Origin of the sequence: Carboxylicivirga taeanensis (assembly GCF_051851475.1) — a bacterium.
In the GTDB taxonomy this organism is placed as follows: domain Bacteria; phylum Bacteroidota; class Bacteroidia; order Bacteroidales; family Marinilabiliaceae; genus Carboxylicivirga; species Carboxylicivirga taeanensis.
This window is the reverse complement of record NZ_JBPUSJ010000009.1, coordinates 1-19996: the sequence shown is the minus strand read 5'-3', so window position 1 is coordinate 19996 and position 19996 is coordinate 1. Positions and strand designations below refer to the sequence as shown.

General features: G+C 40.2%; 11 protein-coding genes. 10 read left to right on the top strand and 1 reads right to left on the bottom strand.

Going from position 1 to position 19996, the window contains the following annotated elements; all coding sequences use genetic code 11:
- Positions 1 to 5: 5 nt before the first annotated feature.
- Entirely contained in the window at positions 6 to 773 is a 768-nt protein-coding gene (locus ACSX1H_RS13365) for an exonuclease domain-containing protein (RefSeq protein WP_439184635.1), read from the bottom strand.
- A 510-nt stretch (positions 774 to 1283) separates the two neighbouring features.
- Here ACSX1H_RS13365 and ACSX1H_RS13360 point away from each other — a divergent pair.
- From ACSX1H_RS13360 to ACSX1H_RS13315, 10 genes are all read left to right on the top strand, one after another.
- Entirely contained in the window at positions 1284 to 1928 is a 645-nt protein-coding gene (locus tag ACSX1H_RS13360) for a superoxide dismutase (protein ID WP_439184831.1), read from the top strand.
- Positions 1929 to 2608: 680 nt separating this feature from the next.
- The gene (locus ACSX1H_RS13355; RefSeq protein ID WP_439184634.1) at positions 2609 to 3187 is read left to right on the top strand and encodes an RNA polymerase sigma factor; all 579 of its coding nucleotides are present in this window, start codon (positions 2609 to 2611) and stop codon (positions 3185 to 3187) included.
- A gap of 489 nt (positions 3188 to 3676) precedes the next feature.
- Complete coding sequence (locus tag ACSX1H_RS13350) at positions 3677 to 4840, top strand: FecR family protein (protein ID WP_439184633.1); 1164 nt, start codon at positions 3677 to 3679, stop codon at positions 4838 to 4840.
- 87 nt (positions 4841 to 4927) lie between these two features.
- Positions 4928 to 8263: a SusC/RagA family TonB-linked outer membrane protein gene (locus tag ACSX1H_RS13345; RefSeq protein ID WP_439184632.1), complete on the top strand. Its 3336-nt coding sequence runs from the start codon at positions 4928 to 4930 to the stop codon at positions 8261 to 8263.
- A gap of 11 nt (positions 8264 to 8274) precedes the next feature.
- Positions 8275 to 9702, top strand: coding sequence for a RagB/SusD family nutrient uptake outer membrane protein (locus ACSX1H_RS13340; RefSeq protein ID WP_439184631.1), 1428 nt, complete (start codon positions 8275 to 8277; stop codon positions 9700 to 9702).
- A gap of 16 nt (positions 9703 to 9718) precedes the next feature.
- Positions 9719 to 10426 (top strand): DUF4843 domain-containing protein, encoded by a 708-nt coding sequence (locus ACSX1H_RS13335; protein WP_439184630.1) that lies wholly within the window; start codon positions 9719 to 9721, stop codon positions 10424 to 10426.
- A 36-nt stretch (positions 10427 to 10462) separates the two neighbouring features.
- Positions 10463 to 12052, top strand: a complete 1590-nt coding sequence (locus ACSX1H_RS13330; RefSeq protein ID WP_439184628.1) for a PKD-like family lipoprotein — start codon at positions 10463 to 10465, stop codon at positions 12050 to 12052.
- A gap of 35 nt (positions 12053 to 12087) precedes the next feature.
- Complete coding sequence (locus ACSX1H_RS13325; protein ID WP_439184627.1) at positions 12088 to 13353, top strand: thioredoxin family protein; 1266 nt, start codon at positions 12088 to 12090, stop codon at positions 13351 to 13353.
- A gap of 67 nt (positions 13354 to 13420) precedes the next feature.
- Positions 13421 to 14899 carry a T9SS type A sorting domain-containing protein gene (locus tag ACSX1H_RS13320; RefSeq protein ID WP_439184626.1) on the top strand — a complete coding sequence of 493 codons (1479 nt, stop codon included), beginning with the start codon at positions 13421 to 13423 and terminating at the stop codon, positions 14897 to 14899.
- A gap of 450 nt (positions 14900 to 15349) precedes the next feature.
- A partial coding sequence (locus ACSX1H_RS13315; RefSeq protein WP_439184624.1) for an Ig-like domain-containing protein occupies positions 15350 to 19996 on the top strand: 4647 nt, incomplete at its 3' end.

Genomic DNA, 19996 nt, shown 5'->3' with positions numbered 1-19996 from the left:
ACTAACTATTTATTGAAGCTTCGAAGTTTAATATTTGTAAGTACTTTTTTGGTGAAAAGCGGGAAGTCGCCATTCATCATCCAGCCATAATACGAAGGGTCTTTGCTCAGCACTTCTTCAACACTTTTACCTTTGTATTTTCCAAAGTTAAATACTTCTACGCCTTTGTCGTTAAATATAATCCTTCCAATAAAATCGGCATTGCGATTAAATGAAGAAAAATCATTTAAAAACTCGATGTTATTTTCCAGCTCCTTATAGCGATCAAGCTGAGACTTCAGCACCTCGTAGGTCGCTCTGGTATCAGCCTCGGCCGAGTGAGCATTTGTTAAGTCCTTATCGCAGTAAAATTTATAGGCAGCAGATAGCGTGCGTTTTTCCATTTTATGAAAGATAGTTTGTACATCAACAAACTTTCTTTTTTTCATGTCAAAGTCAATATCGGCGCGGATAAACTCTTCGGCCAGCAAAGGCACATCAAATTTATTGGAGTTGAAGCCGGCTATATCGCATCCTTCCATTATTTTAGCCAGTGTTTTGCCTAATTCTTTGAAAGTGGGCGCATCTTTTACATCCTCATCGTAAATGCCATGGATTTCTGATGTAACTTTTGGTATTGGCATTTCAGGGTTTACTTTGTAACAATAGGATTCTTCCGTACCATCTACATTTATTTTGAGTATTGCTATTTCCACAATACGATCATTGGCAATGTTGATACCGGTTGTTTCCAGGTCGAAAAATACAATTGGATTTTTAAGATGAAGCTCCATGCTTTATTTCAGTTTTTAAATTTGTTTAAACATCAAAAATAGGCAATTCGTCTGTTTCTGCGCCTATTTAGCGGTAATATCTGCGTAAATCCATTTTTTGTGCCTTATCGTTTGTTTTAAATTCAATGTAAATGAGGCTATTGTATTTTCTGGAGGGCGACTTTCTGATTGTTTGAAACAGTTGATCAATGACTGCTTCCTGGTTTTTTTAGAGCAAATGATTTTTAAAGAAATAGGGGTCTGTTTTCCAATCTTTAAAAATTCCTTTTGCCAGAGCTAGCCATTTAACCAAACAATTTTTGTTGGTTTCTTTGGCTCTATAGAGCTTATGTGTAATGTTGCTGATTTTTAAATTTTTATTGAACAAACATATGCAGAACTTGTTAAGTTGTTAAAAGAATGCACAAGATTATGAAAAGGAGACAATTCATTGGTTTAGTTGGTTTAGGTACAGTTGCAGCCTGCACACCTGGTGCAAAAAGTAACTCTAAAAATCAGTCAAAGAACGAGATGGTGAAAGCCGCACCCATATCAGGGCATTTTTTTCCAGCACTTCCCTACAATTACGATGCACTGGAACCATATATTGATGCAACTACCATGCAGTTGCATTACGACAAGCATCACCGCGGTTATTTCAAGAAATTTTCTGCAGCAATTGAAGGGAGTTCTCTAGAAACGACGGCAATGCCTGCTATTTTTGCCGAAGTATCCAAGCACGGTGAAGCGGTTAGAAATAATGGTGGTGGCTATTATAATCACATGCTATTTTGGGAGAATCTGAGTCCTGATGGAGGAGAGCCCTCGGCTAAGCTCTTAAGTCATATAGTTAAAGATTTTAAATCGTTTGATGGCTTTAAAGAGGTGTTCGCAAAAGCTGCGAAAACACAATTTGGTAGCGGATGGGCATGGCTGATACTAGATACGGATCGAAATTTGCAAGTTGTATCAAGCCCTAACCAGGACAATCCGCTTATGGATGTGTCTGAAATAAAAGGGATTCCATTGCTAACTATTGATGTGTGGGAACACGCTTACTATCTTAATTATCAGAATAAACGAGGCGATTACATTGATGCATTCTGGAATGTGGTTAACTGGAATGTGGTGAATAAACGGATTGATAAGGCACTTAAAGGTGAGTGGATAGGCTAGTGTCAAAAGCTTTAATGAATTTAATTAATTATCAAGAGGGTGGCTACTAAAGTGTAGCTACCCTTTTTATTTTGATGATTACAGAGGGAGTCAGATGTATTGCGCTGATAGTTAGCGACTACGTGAAATGATTGTAAGGATCAATTGGTTATCGTCAATCGTATTAAATTCCTACTATTACCATTGAGGAAAACCTTTTTATACGGTTATCTTTTACTAAAAGACATTCGTTTGTTGGGTTTTGGGTGGCTTGGTTAAACCAATTTAAATCTGATAAGATTAATATATTTGGCGCAGATGTCAATTTTATTTCATTTTTTATTAATGAGTTGAGTGATGCGATACAATCAACTGGTATAGAGTAAGTAGGCTAACTTATTTGCCGAAAAGATTTCATTGCTATTTCATTTATAAGTGTGGGGTGCTATTGCGCTTTCGGTCTGATGAAATATATTTGTGACGCGCAAGGTCATTGAAGAAGCTGATTGATAATTTTGTTTGTAATAGCTGGCTGTCGATATTATTAAGTCGCTGTGTGCTTATTCTTTGAGCAGACTTTTTACAGAAAACATTGGTGCAGATGGATGGAGTTTATGTTTTAGACAATGATCAACTTTACTATAAGGGACAACTTAAATATTGATTCGAACAATTAACTGGTTTAATGGGAAGGTTATTTTATGCAATATAACCAACAAAGGGAAGTAGAACTTTCAGAGCAATTTTTACGTTCTGGAGATATTGCATCGTACAGTAAGTTATACAAGTACTATTTTAGGAGTTTGTGCTTTTTTGCATATGGCTATCTAAATGATAAAAAAGCGGCTGAAGATGCGGTTCAGGATGTTTTTATAAAAGTGTGGGAGCAAAAGTCTGAAATTAATGATGCCAAGAAACTAGGTGGGTACTTATATGCTAGTGTTCGAAATAAATGTCACAACATTCTCCGTAAGGAGGAGTTAGAACAGCGGTTTCTTGCTGATATAAGTAGCAATGATAGTGTTGCATGGGAGGAAGAAGATTTACAGGCTATAAAGTCTGAGGTTTATCGAGAAGTGGTTGCTAGTATTGATAAGCTACCTGCCCGTATGAAAGAGGTGTTTCAGCTTAGCTACATTTCGAGAATGAGTGAAGCAGAAATATCGGACGTGTTAAATATTTCTGTTAATTCCATAAAAACGCATAAGAAACGGGCAAAAAGTATTCTGCGTAAAGAGTTAAAGCACCTTTTGGGGCTATTGGTTATATTCCATTTGTAAACTTCCTCTTTTCAATCCCCTCATGCCTTAACAAACACCGTGCAGGTATTTGGTGCGTGGTTCTTGAAATCCTGCTTAGCTATCGAACGCTTCCTATACACACTGAGTGTGGTGCAGTGTACTATTTTACTTTTCATTCCATCCCATCCTTTTTTTGTATGCCTTGATTATTGCCAAGCGCTGCTATGTTTTTTAACACTAGCTCGATTTATTTTGCATTTTTAATTGTGTGGTAGCGCAAGGAGTTTATTGTGCAGGTTACCATATTAGGGAGTTTAATAAAGAAATGTATGATTCAGTTCATGAGGGATTTAAGTTCTTTTGTGAGGTAAAAGCCTAGTGGACTTAAAATAAAATGAGCAAGGCAATTTTTTCGTTGCTCTGGATGATTACACTAGGTGGATGATTTTAATTTGTAAAAAAAAATCAATTTTTGTCACTCTTTTCAAAATCACATTTGTCAGTACAACGTAAATTAATTCATAGAATATGGACTTTTTCCACATATCGCGATTGATCATATCCAAATTAAAAGGAAATATCTCAGTTTCTGAGCAGCAACTGCTTGACGAATGGGAGGCTGTTTCGGATGAACGCCAATCATTATTAAAGAGTTTAGAGGATGAAGATTTGGTGAAGAATGATTTACACATGTGGAACCAGTTTGATGAGGAAAAAGTATGGGTAGAAATCACGGAAAAGATTAACAATCGCTCAGGGGTGAGAAGGATATTTTCGTTGCTTTCAAGAATTGCCGCCATCTTTATTATAGCCCTTTTAGCAGGGTCGGTTGTTTACCTTTCATTGCGCGAGCAGTCAGCAGATGAATTGGTGGTAAATCAAACATATGAGCCGGGTACATCAGGTGCTGTTCTGAACATAGCCGGCATGGAACCTATTGTTTTAAATGATACGACTAACGCAGAGATTGATTCGGATAATGAGGTTATAGCAACTGTAAAGAATGGGATGTTGGCGTGTTTAGCCGAAGGCAATGTGAAATCGGTACCCATTGAAATTATTGTGCCCCAATACTCTGATTATCACTTTGTATTATCCGATGGTTCAGAAATCTGGTTAAACGCTGGAAGTAAAGCCAGATTTGAGCAGCCTTTTTCGGTTGAGTCACGAAATATTTATATCGAAGGGGAAGCATTTTTTAATGTGACGCACCGCCCCGATCAACCCTTTGTGGTTGATATTGCAGGACGTAATAGTATCGAAGTGCTTGGAACATCCTTTAATGTTAAAGCTTACACGGATGAAGCTGAAGAACAGGCTGTTTTGGTTGATGGAAGTATCCGCTGGACATCCACCACCGGAGAAGTTCATCTTCTTGAACCTGGGCAGTTGCTTAGTTTTAGCGAATCTGCCAATGCCGCTCAGGTGCGCGATGTTGATGTGTATCCGTATGTTTCATGGAAAGATGGGCGCTTCGTTTTTGATGGCAACTCATTAACTGAAATTATAAGTGTTTTAAACCGATGGTATGGCGTATCTATTTTATGCGTTGATGAAGAGATTGGGGAGTTGCACTTTAGCATGGATGTGAATAAGCAGCAGCAGTTAGATGAAATACTCGATATTATAGAGACTACAGGAAAGGTGAAGTTTACTTACCGTGAAAATCAAATACTAGCAGAAAAAAACTAATTATTAATTGATGACGACCAATCGCTCGTGGGGGAATGGCAACGTTTAATGAATAAACAATATGTATAATACGTAAACCTAATGATAATGCATCGAAAGTATAAAAATCTAATCCAAGCAAATCAAAGCTTAAAGCTTACCAGGGTACTTCTGATACTTGTGCTTTTTCAAGTTTTCACAGGTGTTGTTTATGGGCAAAATGAGCGACTATCCATTAGTCTGTCTGATGTTCATATAAGTGAAGTGTTCAAGACAATAACAGCACAAAGTAGGTATACATTTGCTTATAATGACGAGGATATTGCCAGAGTAACAGCAGTGTCTGTTGATCTTAAAAACGCCACCGTCCCGCAAATCCTCGATCAATGTTTTGTAAATACAGGTTTAAATTATGTAATTAAGGGCGATGTTATTGTTGTAAAATATAATGATGAAGCGCCACCGGCACGTAAGCAGCCAAGAACCATTACCGGAACTGTTATTGATGAAAATGGGGAACCCGTTATTGGAGTAAACATTGTCAATACCGGCTCCTTTGCTGGAACAGTCACTGATTTTGACGGGAAATATGAGATTGTTATTCCCGATGGCGAAGGCGTTCTTTCATTTACTTTTATCGGGTATAAAAAACAAGAAGTTAAAATTGAAGACGACAACATCATTGATGTACAGCTTCAGCCCGAAATGAATGAAATTGACGATGTTGTTGTTACAGGTTATACAATAATTGATAAGGAAAGCTACACGGGATCTGCCAAAACTATTTCTGGCGAAGAGCTGAAAACCGTATCCTCACAAAATGTATTGGCTTCAATATCTGTTATTGAACCATCGTTTAAGTTGGTTGATAATATTGATGCAGGAAGTGACCCTAATCATATGCCTGAATTTAATATTCGAGGAGGAAGCAGTCTCGAAGGCGATTATCTGAATTCGCCTAATATGCCTACGTTTATTCTAGATGGCTTTGAAGTGACTGCTCAGGTTGTGTTTGATCTGGACCCTAACAGAGTTAAGAGTATTACGATACTAAAGGATGCATCGGCCACAGCTATTTATGGTTCAAGAGCAGCAAACGGTGTTGTTGTAGTCGAAACCATCGCGCCTAAAACGGGTAAGCTGAAACTTAATTATAACATGGTCACTGATTTCAGCATTCCTGACTTAAGCTACTTTGATATTATGAATGCCGAGGAAAAACTGGAGTATGAGCGCCTTGCCGGCTTATATGAGTCAAATACAAACAGTAATATCAATCAAGACAAGTATCTGGACGAATATAATGAAAGACTGAAGTTGGTAAAGCAAGGAGTGAATACTGATTGGATGAGTATTCCTTTAAAAGATGTAAGTGTTAGTTCTAAACATTACCTTTTTCTCGAAGGTGGCGACAATACTTTTCGCTACGGAGTAGATTATAGTTACAAGGACATAAACGGGGTGATGAAAGGTTCATCCAATAAACAGGTGGCCACCGCTGTAAAGCTTCAGTATCGGTTTAAAAAGGTAAATTTCAAATACCAACTGTCGTATAACAATGTTAACCAAGAGAACTCCCCTTATGGGACCTTTTCGCAGTACTCTTATCAGAATCCTTATTACTACCCATATACCGAAAATGGAAATATAAAGAGAGTTCTTTATGCATCTGAAGGTACAGCATCGTCAGACGTATACAATCCAATTTATAATACAACCTTATCCACAAAGGACGTTAACAGTTACAATGTTTTTACCAATAACCTTTCGGTTAACTGGGAAATTCTGGAGGGATTAAGATTAAAGTCTAACTTGTCTATTACCCAGCGTGACGCGACTATTGATAAGTTTAAGCCCGCTAACCATACCGACTTTATTGATTCAAGCCTCAAAGGGAGTTATTACAAGTCAGTTACTAAATCCAATTCATTTGACGGAAACTCAGTACTGTCTTATTTTAAGGTGCTTAAAAAGCACTTAATTAACTCCACATTCATCTTTAATATAACCGAGAAACGCGATGATAATTTCAATATAACGGCTTATAATTTTCCGAATGATAAAATGGACCATATTAGTATGGCCATTGAATATGCTGATGGAGCTAAACCCGAAGGATACAATTATATTACCCGACTGTTGGGGTTTGTGGGTAACGTGAACTATAGCTACGACAATAGGTTTTTGTTGGACATGTCGGTAAGAAGTGATGGTTCATCGATTTATGGCTCCGACAAAAGATGGGGAACATTCGGCTCGGTAGGTGTTGGATGGAATATTCATAACGAGAAACTATTGGCTGGCTCCAAATCTATTAACCTGCTTAAGCTGCGAGGCTCATTAGGAACCACTGGTAGTAACAACTTCAATCCTTATCAGGCCTTAACAATGTATACCTACAAAGATTATCTGATATCGGGTTTGCCATATGATGGTAGTATTGGTGCCATATTAAAAGCCTATGGGAATACAGATTTGATGTGGCAAAAAACCGAGAAGCTCGATGTTGGTTTGGATTATGGCTTAATGAACAACCGGATTACGGGAAGTTTTAGTGTTTATCGAAATTTGTCTAAAGGCGTTTTAATCGACGTTATTTTAGCCCCATCCACTGGTTTTAGCAGTTTTAAGGACAACCTTGGGATGGTTAAAAACTCTGGTTTTGAATGGAGTCTGAGAGGGACAATGCTTAAGAATATGACCAATAGAATGCAATGGGACTTGTTCTTTTCGATTACTCAAAACAAAAATGAGCTCATGGAGATTAACGACAACCTGGCTGCTTATAACGATGTTCAGGATTCCAATACCAGTGAAAATAGTATTCAAAAACCGGTGGTTCGCTATATGAAAGGTCATTCGATTAATACGATTTGGGCCAATGAGTCGTTGGGTATTGACCCTAATACCGGAGAAGAAGTGTTTTTGGATATGAATGGTCAAAAGACTAATGTTTGGAGTACGGCTAACTATAAACCACTGGGGAACAGAGACCCTAAGCTCGAAGGGAATTTCGGTACAATGTTCATGTTTAAAAACTTGACCATGAACGCGTACTTTAGGTTTGAGTATGGGGGCGATATTTATAATAGCACATTAGTTGATAAGATAGAAAACGTTAATCCGCGTAATAATGCAGATCGAAGAGTTTTGTATGGCAGGTGGCAGAAGCCTGGTGATATGGCTCTTTATAAGGCTATTACAAACACCACGTTAACAATGCCCACTTCAAGGTTTATCGAGCAGCAAAATTTTATCGAGTTGTCCTCGCTCAACCTAACTTATCAATTTGAATTAGATTCATTTAAAAAAGTAGGGATTGACCGATTTAAAGTTTCGGCTATCGGCAATAATATTTTCAGGTGGTCAACAGTGAAAATGGAACGGGGTATTAACTATCCTTTTGCCAGAAATTACTCATTATCAGTTCAATTATCCTTTTAAAAATGCGACTCATGAAAAGACTATTTATAAATTTCATTCTGGTTGTTACAGCTTTGGGCGCTACTTCATGTAACGAATGGCTTGATGTTTCGCCTAATTCAGACATCAAGCAGCAAGATTTATTAACCAGTGAAGCAGGGTTTAATGATGTGTTAAGCGGTGTGTACTCAATTCTCACAACCGAAGCCAGTTATGGCCGGGACATGACATTTGGCTATGTAGATGTGCTCGCCCAATATTACGACAGACTGAATGCAAACGATCATATTTACTTCAAGGCTAAAGACTATTTGTATGAAGAGCCTGAAAATAAAAGTACCAATGCTCGCTTATGGGGTACTCACTATAAGGCCATTGTAAACCTGAACTCCATACTATCATATATTGATCAGCAGCAGGGTGTTTTTTCATCCGACGGTGTTTATCAATTGTATAAAGGCGAAACCTTGGGGTTAAGAGCGATGATACATTTCGATTTGTTAAGGTTGTTTGGCCCCAGCCCTGCAGATGGAATGAATGAAACAGCTATCCCCTATATGGAAAGCTACACCAATATTGCTCAAGACCCTCTAACAACGCAGCAAGTGCTTGATAAGGTGATTGATGATTTAGAAAGTGCCAGAGAATTGATGCGGGATTATGATTTATATGGACCAAATCGTGCATCACTGCAATATCTTAATAGTAACTTTCTTATTAATAGGCAGAAGCATTTAAACTATTATGCCATAACTGCTCTATTAGCAAGAGTGCAACTGTATGCCGGGTTAAAAGCTGAAGCGTTGCTCACTGCCAAGGAAATTATTGGTGAGCCAGGTGGTGAACCTATTGAGTTAATTACTTTAACCTCAAAACCTATTTCAACCGATAGGCTTTTCGCCGATGAAGTGTTGTTTTGGTTGGATAAACCACAACTACAGGATGTAATAAGTCCGTATTTTGGAACCGCAGCCGCCTCATCATCCATTCAGGGAAATACCAACATCTTATCAATAAACAACTCAAGTAATTCAGCTTTATATAAGGCTTTAGCACCTTCGGACTCCGATTTTAGGCTGAGCCTGTGGTTTCAAGTGTCTAATGTTCCTTCTGCAGTAATGCCACATAAGTATACTAATATGAGTAAGATACCCATGGTTAGGGTGTCCGAACTCTATTATATAGCGGCCGAATGTGCTCAAAGCACAGACGATGCTTTGGCTTACCTTAACAAAATAAGGGCACACCGAGGCCTGGCCCCAATTCCGGAAACAATTCACCTTCAGCAAGAAATTGAACGCGAGTATAGTAAAGAGTTTTTATGCGAAGGACAAATGTTTTTCTACTACAAAAGACAAAATATGACTTCAATAGGTGTGTATCGCACTGTAACAGATGTGAGCAGTGAAATTTATCAACTGCCTGTGCCATTAAATGAGATTGAGTTTGGAGGGTACTAATATAAAAGAACGGAACATGAAAAAGACATTGATTCAACTATGCCTAATCATCTTAACCATTTATGGTTGCAGTCAAAATGAACGATTGCAATATGATGAGAAGCCAGGCGTGTATTTTGCAGACTATGATCAGAACAGCGATAGTTTAGTGTATAGTTTCACTACAACTCCAAATGCTATTGATACCATTAATCTGCGGGTGAAAATACTTGGCTCAGCAACAAAAGATTTAGTCTATAAAATAAATGTGAGCAGTGAATCAACGGCTCAGGAAGGGGTTCATTATGTTGGTCTTAATGATACACATACCTTTCCTGCCGGCAAATCATCTACTAACCTGCCATTAATTTTAACCAAAAGTGCGGATTTGGAGGACTCGATGGTTACTCTTTCGTTAGAACTTGTAGGTACTGATGATATGGATGTCGGTTATCTGGATAAATCATCTGTAAGAATCTTTCTGACCGACCAACTGATTAAGCCTCAATACTGGGATAGCAAATTTCAACGGTATTTTGGCGAATACTCCAAGGTAAAGCACCAGTTATGCATTGATATTATGGGGCATGATTTCCCATTAACCTATCAGGAAACAAGGGGTTGGGGTGGTTATAGTGCCTATAGTTACTGGATGTATGTAGGTCGCGAAGCTGCCAAATACATCGCAACAAACGATGTATACGACGAAAACGGTAAGCTCATTCCTTTATGGGAACCTTATTAATCTCATATTTCACTCTTTGATTAATACAATGTTTATATGAAAAAAATGAAACATACTATAGCACTGCTTCTTGCTTGTATATTTATTACCACATCTTGTATTGAGGATAATACAATAACAAATTTCAAGGATCTGAATACTGTTGAAATTAGTGATATTGAGCTTAAATATTCGGTACCCCTACTCGATACACTCGAAATTGAACCAACAATTACCACCAGTGCTGACGATGACTCTAACTTGTCCTACCTCTGGTATATTTACAGGCCAAGTGAAGAAGGGAAGGATACAATAGGTTTTGAAAAAAACTTAAAAGCAGCCATGCTTCCCAAATTCGTAACCGCTGGTTTGACTTACAACCTGGGTTATAAAGTAATAGATAATACGACCGGTATTTATTATCGCAAGGAAACAGCTGTTGAAATAACCACACTGTACTCCAAAGGCACTATTTTGCTATGTCGGGAGAATGGCGCAACAGAACTGAACTTCCTGCAGGCAGATTCTGAAAGAACATTGCTGGAAAACATATTTAGTAAGGCAAATGAAGGGAAGGTTCTGCCTGCAAATCCTTTGCACATTGACGTTATTAACCCTGTTGAATCAAAGCCATTTATGAAATCGGTGTTGGTGGCCTGTGGTGCCGACGAAGGAGGGTACTATTTAGAACCCAATACGATGAAGGCCTCGATGAGTTTTTTTGATGGTTTCGACAGTTTTGTTACGGAGCATGAAATTCCAGGCAGCACGTATTATCAAAAATATAAACAAGTTGAATACCTGATTGTAAATGGGAGAATCCATAAGCGGGCTTCTAATATGGGCGTAGTGCAATGGGAGTCTAGTTTATTACCTCAAGATGGTCAGTATAGCTACCGCGTGGCCCCTTTTATTATTAATGGTATTTATCCAATGTATTTTGATTATGAAAACGGCCGCTTGTTGAAGCATACTCCCTGGAATAAAGGGGTGCTGTACCAAATCGAAATTGGTGCAAATGGGGATGAGTTTTTTAATCCAAATAATATTGGTGCCAATATGGAAATGCTCGCTGTTGGCAGTGCCGCGGGAGCCGCCTATTGGTTCGTATTAAGAGATCCGCAGACCAATAGCATTACTTTATACAAGTTTATCTTTAAGCGCACCATGTTGCCTACTCCTCCATATATTAAAATGGAATTTGTGTCAACGGCAAAAATTGAACTGGATGCTAGCATTGCTCCCAACATTTCGTCAGCCATCAGTTTTGCTGCTAATGATAAAATGCAGGAAGTTTTAATGTATGCAACTAGCGACAAGGTGTACGCTCTTCGATTAAATACACTTACCTCTTCAAGCACCGAAATGTCTGAAGCTGTATTGGTCGACTTAAGTGCAGAAAATAAGGAGATTACCTACATGGAGTTTCCAACCATACAGATACCTGAGCCATTGGTTGATAATCCGGACAATACTCGTGATTCGCAACAAATCAGATTGTCAGTTATTGATAATACGCTGGCTAATCAAAAGGGGGGAGTCATGTTTTATGAAGTGTCGACACAGGGAGGTGCCCATGCCAATAAACTATTTGAAAGACTTGGGTTTTGCGATGAGGTAATAGATATAGACGAGAAATATAACTAGTTAAGAAGTAAATATTTGGAAATAAAATAATATAAATGAAAAAGACTGTAAACATTTTAGTGTTACTATTAATTAGTAACCTGGCATTTTCACAAGGGATTGTGTTTTTTGAAGGAACATACCAGGAAGCTTGTAAAAAAGCCAAACAGGAAAACAAAAATATTTTTGTTGATGTGTATACAACATGGTGCGGTCCATGCAAAAAAATGGCGCGCGACGTGTTTACTCAAAAGGTTGTTGGCGACTACTTCAATGCCAATTTTGTAAACCTAAAATTAGATGCAGAGAATCAGGCAGACAGTAAATTCTTTAAGCATTTCAAAGCCTCAGCCTTTCCATCCTTCTTTTGGGTTACACCTGATAGCGAATTATTGGATACACAATCGGGGGTGCTCAATCCTGAGGCCTTCGTAAAAGTCGCACAAAACGCTCTAAAAGAGATGAAGGGCCAAAAAGCCCGTTTGCTTGAGGAACGGTGGAAAAACGGCGAACGCTCCTATCAATTATTAAACGAATATGCCTTTGGTCTGTTATCGGTTACCGATCCTAAAAAGGTGACGCCGGTTGCAACTGAATACGTGAAGAGTTTGACTCCTGAGGAGATTAGAACACCTCAAACAATGTCCATATTAATGAGGTTCTCAAGAGCACGTAATGGCGAATTTCCTGATAATTATCTGTTCAAAACGTTTGTTGAAAATGCGGAGTATTACGGGCAGTTAACCAATACGTCTGAAACAAGACTGGGAACCTACTGGAGAAAGCTTTACGGTACTTTTGTGCGCATGCCAAGTTCTTTAGTCATTAAAGCAAATCGTGCTAAAGATGACAAAACCAAAGATGAGCTGATGAAAAAGTTCGATGAGGCAATAAAGCAACTTGGTGACATGGATTTTAAATACAAGGAAATGTTTTTGGCTTCCATTGCCTGCGAAAAATTATTGTATACCGGTAATTATGCGGATGGAATTAGTGAAGTGGCTGATGTTCTCGATAAATACGGCAGTGATTATCCTTTCCTCTATAGCGAGCTTTTGTATTCAATCAGCTTTTCTGAGTATTTCCTTAAAGGAAATAAAGTAAAAGGCGAGGAGTTGTTAGCTATTGCAAAAGAGTGCCTTAAGAAAACGCCGAGCAAAGCATCGGTGATGTATTATGCCATGGCACAGAATAACCTGAATAATGTAAAAGAGGCCCTGGAAGCACTTACGTTTATGCATGAATATCCAGACCCTCAGTTGTCAAAAAGGTACTATCAGTATTTTGGCATTGGCAACTTTAAAGCGAAATTTCCTTACTAAAATCGACCAATTTTAATCAGCTTAACCCTACTAATCAAGATGAACCTACGTAATTAAAACTCAAATCATGAAAAATTTCTACCTTAGTTTAATTATTTGCCTGTTTTCAAGTTCCTTGTTTGCACAGGTGGAACTGGTGATGCCAAAACCATATGGAGGTTACGGACTAGAGCCAACAATACTGATTGCCAGTACAGATTATTTAGCCATGTACGGTATGCAAGGATACAGTGGAAGGGCTATAGTCTACAATCCTCACGTTTTTGATGGGACTAACTTCAATGCGGCAGAAATACGAAGTGGAGGACCGTCTTACGCAACGCTTCCGTTTGTACTTAATAACTCTATCTATTATAAAGCAGCCGTGGATGGCAGAACCTATGCAACTTACTTGGTTGATGCTACTGGAGCAACTAAAGTTGGTGATTGGTTTATGGAGGCCGAGCAATATTTCATATCCGAAGGCAAGGTTGTATTCATGGCCAAGGAAGCTGCTTCGGGCCAAAAGCTTTTGTTTTCGTGGGATGGAAACGCAGCTAATTCTCCTGTGTTATTGCCAAACCAACTTGATGGAAACAATTTGCCGCTATATACCTTTGGGGGTGGTGTTATTAAAGATGGTGACAAATACCTAATGAGTGCAAAACCAGCTGTTAATGGAGTAATTGGGACTCATTATGAACTTGGTTTGTTTGATCCGGCAACTGGTTACTCAACTGTTAAGGACTTATATCCTTCTTATGATTTTAGTGTTCCTAAATCTTTTACCAAAGTTGGAAATGAAATTTACTTTACTGCTGCAAGTGCTCAAAATGTATTACGTATTTGGAAGACAGACCTGACAACTGATGGAACTGTGGAGGTAGTTGGTATAAACGATGCATTGAAGGCTGATCATACCTGTGGAATTTTAGGAGCTTTTAACAATAAGCTACTCATAAAAGGCACTAAAGTTGGTGAAACAGATAAGAAGCTGTTTGTGTACGATCCGGCTGATGAGCAAGCTGGCCTTCAGGTGGTAAAAATGAATGATGGGACTACCGACCTTAAGGTGAGCTTCAATCCATGGGATAAAGTTGTTGAACATAATAATAAAGCCTTCTTTGCTGGTATTGATGGAACCGATGGTTTGAAGTATTTGTATAGCTTTAATGGTCAGTTAACGGCTGATAAAGTGGACGAAAATGTGCAGTCTGTCAATTACCCAACAGCATACAAGGGAAAGTTGTATATGCAAGCTATGAGTGCAGGATCAGGTGGTCGTAAGGAGTTATTTGTTTATGATAACATGACAACTGCATTGGAACCTGCTGCTACAGCTGCTAATGCAATTGAGGTGTATCCCAATCCTTCAAATGGTCAATTATTTGTTAATGGGTTAAAAGGAAATAATGCCACATACGAAATTTTTGATTTAACTGGCGCCTCAGTTGCCAAGGGGCTTGTAAGTAATAATAGCATTGTTTACCACTTGGAGGCAGGTGTTTACTTGCTTAAAGTGTTAGGCAGTGATAATCAATATATTAAAAAAATTATTGTTCAATAAGAGGGGGAGGTCAAAGCTACACTGCTTGCACCATTACCTTCGTTTAGGAATCGGGGAATAACACCTTTCAGTTATAAGGCTGTCCATTATACGGACAGCCTTTTTCTTTTCATACATTGTTTATGATGTGCTGAACCTGTCAGTGTGCTCTTCTTATGGAAACATGAACCTCTTTTACGCTTATTAATAGGGTTTTTATACAGCCTGTTCCTTTTTGCTGTGGTCTTCTTACAATTGCTTTTGGACTTGTATTGAAAGGCTTGTATTTTGAACTACACGTATTTACATAATAATTCACTTTTCAAAGTAGAAACGGGTAATTATTTATTTTTGTCAGGTCCATCATTATTTTGGTCAGGATTTTTGTGTTATTGATGTATAAAAACCAACTAATTAAACGGCTTTCGTATTAATTAAGGTAATTAAGTAATTAAATTAACGAACCAACGAATGACTAACCGTTTTTTAGTAAAAACAGCACGAAGTAAGTTTAGCCTTATTCTTCTGGCCTTTGTGTTTTTTACATACCTCTCAAAGGCTCAAACGCCCGGTATGATTTTTGAAAATTTGGGAAACCATGTTTTAGACCCCAATGGCGATGGGTTTATATCTAAATCAACAACCGGCTTTTCAGCAGCCGATAAATTTGCTAATCAGCAAAGCGAAATACCCTTTGTCCCTTTTGCTGTAGTTCAAATGGAACCAACAGAAGATCCAGGACCAGGACCCAACTGTTTTTTTAATGATTTTGATGATATCCGGGAATATGGCGAACCTATGTATTCCTATTTTGATCAGAATACCTCTGGCGGTCCCTATTTATTGTATCGCTTTCGTTTGGCGGGGTATGCGCCTAATTCAAAAAGCTATAGTGTTTTTATTGATATTGACGGACGTTTTGGTGATCCGGCCATCGTAGGCGCTTCTGCCGGAGACCCTAACTACACAGCTGAAAATCCTGGTTTTGAGGTCGAAATATATTTAGCTACTAATTTTGGAGTTGGTATTTATAATATTGATGGTGTGCACGCCGGAACCTCAAGTGATGGTGCCAATGTGGATGCACGAGACGGTACGTTTCCCTATGAGGATTTTGCACAGAAAGCTGTGGCCTGGAAGTATACCGGAGGAAGCTGTTCGGATGGGCAAGAGTATTTTTATGATTTTTACATTCCCTGGCGCGCGGTTAGTGCCTTAACTTTTGATGAAGCTACCATTGCAGGCGGGCATATTACCACAACCACCCCGCTACGTATGGTGGGCGCTACCATAATGAATCCGAACCCCGGGTTTAATAAAGGGTTGGCAAACGCCTCTTTGTCCGATTGGGGAGGCATAGATAGTGAGGGGACGCCTGAAGAATTGGTGACGGATCTGATAAATGTCTTCCCCCCAACAACTGCTGAGGACATTGATGATAACCAGCGCATTGCGCCACGAAGTGATTGTCCGTTTATTAATACACCCATTACTGGATCTACTTCGGTCACCGGAAGTTCAAGTGAGGATGATGGGACCAATATTGTGGTTTATGTTGCTGACAATAGGGAGTTTAACTCAGCTGTAACTTACACAACAACCGTAAGTGGTGGAACCTGGACCGTGACTGTGCCTGAGTTGATTACCGGTTATTACGTAAAAGCAACGGCCCAAAACCCTGCCGAGGTAATTGGCTCAGTTACCATTTCCGAATCGGTTTCTTTTGACGATTGCGATGTGGAGCAGGTGATTAATAGTTGTGACGATAATAAAACACCTGCCGTTATTAATGTTGAGAAAATTAATGGAAGGAAAGGGTTTAAGGGACAAATACCTAATCCCAACGGGCATTTAATGGAAATTGCGATTTATGATACCAATGGCAATCTCTTTGATTTAGGGGCTTTACCAGAGGCACCTAATCCAGCTTTAACAAGGGATATAAATTGGGAAATTCAGGCAGATCAAAGTGGTGGATCGTTTGAACCGGGTATTTATTACATTGTTTCACGCGATTTAACGCTTAATATTTGTCCTTCCGATTACGAATTTATCTGTATGTCGGATAATAATGGGGATTATAGAAATGCAGCCAGTGATCCGATTATCAATGGGGGAACTGTTATCAGCCCTTCAGAAACCATGCTTACGGGGACAACCAATGGCGAGAGCGGTTCAACGGTGCAGGTTTATATTAACGGAGCAGTGCAGGAGGCTGTGGTAACAGGCAGCAGCTGGACGCTGGATAATCTTACTTTTCAGGGCTGTGAAAACATTGAAGTGGTTCAATACATAACCCAGGCAGGTAGTGCGGAATGTGTGTCTGGCAAGGCCATTGCTACAGTAGGGCAGCAACAACCGCCAGCCCCTGTTGTCGATGGGGCTTATTGTGCAGGCACTGGTGTGGCGGTCAGCGGCACAGCAAATGCTGATGACGGAACCGTGATTCAGCTGCTGGCGAATGGTTCCGAAATTGGAAGTACAACCCTTAGGCAGGGTAAATGGGCCGTTTATGGTTTAACACTCTCGCAGGGGCAGGTTCTTTCTGCCAAAATACCTGCTGGCTCCTGTTCAGCAGCCAGTGATGAGTCGGCCGGGGTAACGGTTGGTTCCCCAACATCAGCCAGCGGCTTGGCCATTGATAACACCACCGTGGAGGGAGCGACCTCCGTAAAAGTCACAGTGCCAGCCGGAGGTCCTTACACCGTGCGTTTATACATCGATTATTACAACGAAGACGCCTGGACGGCCGTTGGTGTAAACGGCGGTACCACCCATACCTTTACAGGCTTAAGCGATAGCAATGGACGAAGTCTGATTTATGCCGGAGCACGTTTAACAGCCAGTGTGGAGGCCGTTTCGGCCTGCGAAAGTGATTTGTCTGCTGAGTTTGAAGTACCATGTGACCCTTCGCTCATTGAAGATATGAAAACGATTACGGCTGAAACACCTGTTTGTGCCAATACGCCATCGAGCATTGTGATTGAGAATAGCCAAAAAGGGGTCATGTATCAGGTGTACGATGCCGCTAATAATCCCATTGGCTATACAGCAGCCGGAAATGGAGGGGCTATATCGGTGTCAACAGGGAACCTTCCTTATGGAGGAACGCATCCTGATAACGATGTGCAAAGTTTTACGGTTCGTGCCATGCGTATGGTTCCAACCAGCAGCAGTTGCGAAATAGAATTAAACGGAGGAAACCCGGTTGTGGTGGAGGTGCGTCCCGATGTTGGACCTGTTAATCTGGAGCTTGTTGCTCAGCCCGAACCAACGGCTATCTGTTCAGGCAATACGTTTGACGTGACCATTGCCGGAGCCGAAAGTGGCATTAGCTATCAATTGTTGCACGATATAACGGCCCAGCCACTGAGTGATGTACTCATCGGAACTGGAGCTGACTTAACCATTACATCATACGCTATCAATAATACCGGAAATATTCCTGTAAAAGTGCGGGCTTCAAATGGTTCATGTCACTATGATTTGGAGACAGTTATTGGGGTGCAGATTAAAGATTCACCGGTGATAACGGGGAACTTATCAGTCTGCCAGGGGGATGTTGAAATGTATTCAACAGAAGCTGGCATGACAAACTATGTGTGGTCGGTAACCGGAGGAACCATTACTGGTGCAAATGGAACGAATTCGATTTCCGTAACCTGGCAGGATGTTGGCTCACGCACAATAACTGTCAATTACGATGAGAGTGTATGCGGCACCACCATGGATGTTCAAGTGGCGGACTGTAGCAATACAACACCTGTTGCTAACAACGATTTGGTTCAACTTTACGAGGATAATGGGGCAGTCAATATTCTTGTTTTGGCCGATAATGGCAATGGCGCGGATGATTTTGGAGCCGATGGTCCTTCTACTGGCGCATTGGTAATGGTTTCTGCCCCTGAAAATGGAGTCGCCATGATTCATACCAATGGAACAGCTAATAACCCAGCGGATGATTATGTGGTTTATACGCCAAATGCCAACTACAATGGACCGGATGGTTTTACGTATGAGATTTGTGATGCAAATGGGGATTGTGCCGTGGCAACGGTTAATTTAACCATTGTGCCTGTTAATGATGAACCTTCATTTATGAAGGGTGATGACCAGCTTCTCGATGAGAATACAACAGGTTTACAGATAGTTAATTCATGGGGCAGCGGGCAAAGCACAGGGCCAGCTAATGAGGCGCTTCAATCGCTCAGCTTTATTGCGTCTAGCGATAATAACGAACTTTTTACGACCCAACCAACCATTGATGCTGCTGGTAACCTGAGCTACGAATTAGCACCTGACCAATGGGGTGTGGCCCTAGTAAGCGTTTATGTGCAGGACAATGGTGGCATAGCCGATGGCGGCGATGATACAAGCGCTCCACAAACGTTTACCATCACAGTCAATTCTGTTCCAAAAGCAAGTATTGCTGTTGATAAAGTAACCATATTGGAGGCCAATGAGGAGGTAGCTACTTTTACAGTTAGTTTAAACCATAGCTCAGATAAGGAAGTAACGGTGAACCTGAAATTCATTGGTTCAGCAGTGGTAACGCAAGATTACACTGGTGGAACTGATGTAGTGGTATTTGCTCCTGGAGAAACATCGAAAAATGTGCTGGTAACAGCTGTGGATGATAATCTTTGTGAAACGGGCGATGATGAGACCCTTATTGTCAGTATTGACTCGGTTGTTAACGGAGTGGAAAATGGGGATCAGGTTACAGAAACAAGCATTATTGATAAGAATGTTATCCCGCTTATTTCAATCAGTGGAACAAGCGATCCACTTAGCTGTGGAGCTAATGGCACCATTGCACTGAACCTCACCAATGTGGCTGATGGTTCATATCTGGTAACACATGCTGATGGCGATTTTGGAACAGTAGCAGTCACTGCCGGAAGCGCTACTCTTAATGCCCCGGCCGGCACATACACTGATATTCAAATTATGGCCAATGGCTGTGTATCAGCCTTAGGCATCCAGGCCGTTCTAAACGCTCCGGCAGCGCCAGAAGCACCGTTGGTAGGTTCCATCACGCAGCCTGACTGCGAAACGGCCACCGGAAGCGTGGTACTAAGCAACCTGCCAGCCGGCAACTGGGTTCTTAATCCGGGC

Bases quoted from the DNA above. Each gene is read 5' to 3' on its own strand.
- ACSX1H_RS13350 (WP_439184633.1), top strand. From the start codon at position 3,677: ATGGACTTTTTCCACATATCGCGATTGATCATATCCAAATTAAAAGGA.
- ACSX1H_RS13365 (WP_439184635.1), bottom strand. From the start codon at position 773: ATGGAGCTTCATCTTAAAAATCCAATTGTATTTTTCGACCTGGAAACA.
- ACSX1H_RS13340 (WP_439184631.1), top strand. From the start codon at position 8,275: ATGAAAAGACTATTTATAAATTTCATTCTGGTTGTTACAGCTTTGGGC.
- ACSX1H_RS13355 (WP_439184634.1), top strand. From the start codon at position 2,609: ATGCAATATAACCAACAAAGGGAAGTAGAACTTTCAGAGCAATTTTTA.
- ACSX1H_RS13330 (WP_439184628.1), top strand. From the start codon at position 10,463: ATGAAAAAAATGAAACATACTATAGCACTGCTTCTTGCTTGTATATTT.
- ACSX1H_RS13345 (WP_439184632.1), top strand. From the start codon at position 4,928: ATGCATCGAAAGTATAAAAATCTAATCCAAGCAAATCAAAGCTTAAAG.
- ACSX1H_RS13320 (WP_439184626.1), top strand. From the start codon at position 13,421: ATGAAAAATTTCTACCTTAGTTTAATTATTTGCCTGTTTTCAAGTTCC.
- ACSX1H_RS13335 (WP_439184630.1), top strand. From the start codon at position 9,719: ATGAAAAAGACATTGATTCAACTATGCCTAATCATCTTAACCATTTAT.
- ACSX1H_RS13360 (WP_439184831.1), top strand. From the start codon at position 1,284: ATGGTGAAAGCCGCACCCATATCAGGGCATTTTTTTCCAGCACTTCCC.
- ACSX1H_RS13325 (WP_439184627.1), top strand. From the start codon at position 12,088: ATGAAAAAGACTGTAAACATTTTAGTGTTACTATTAATTAGTAACCTG.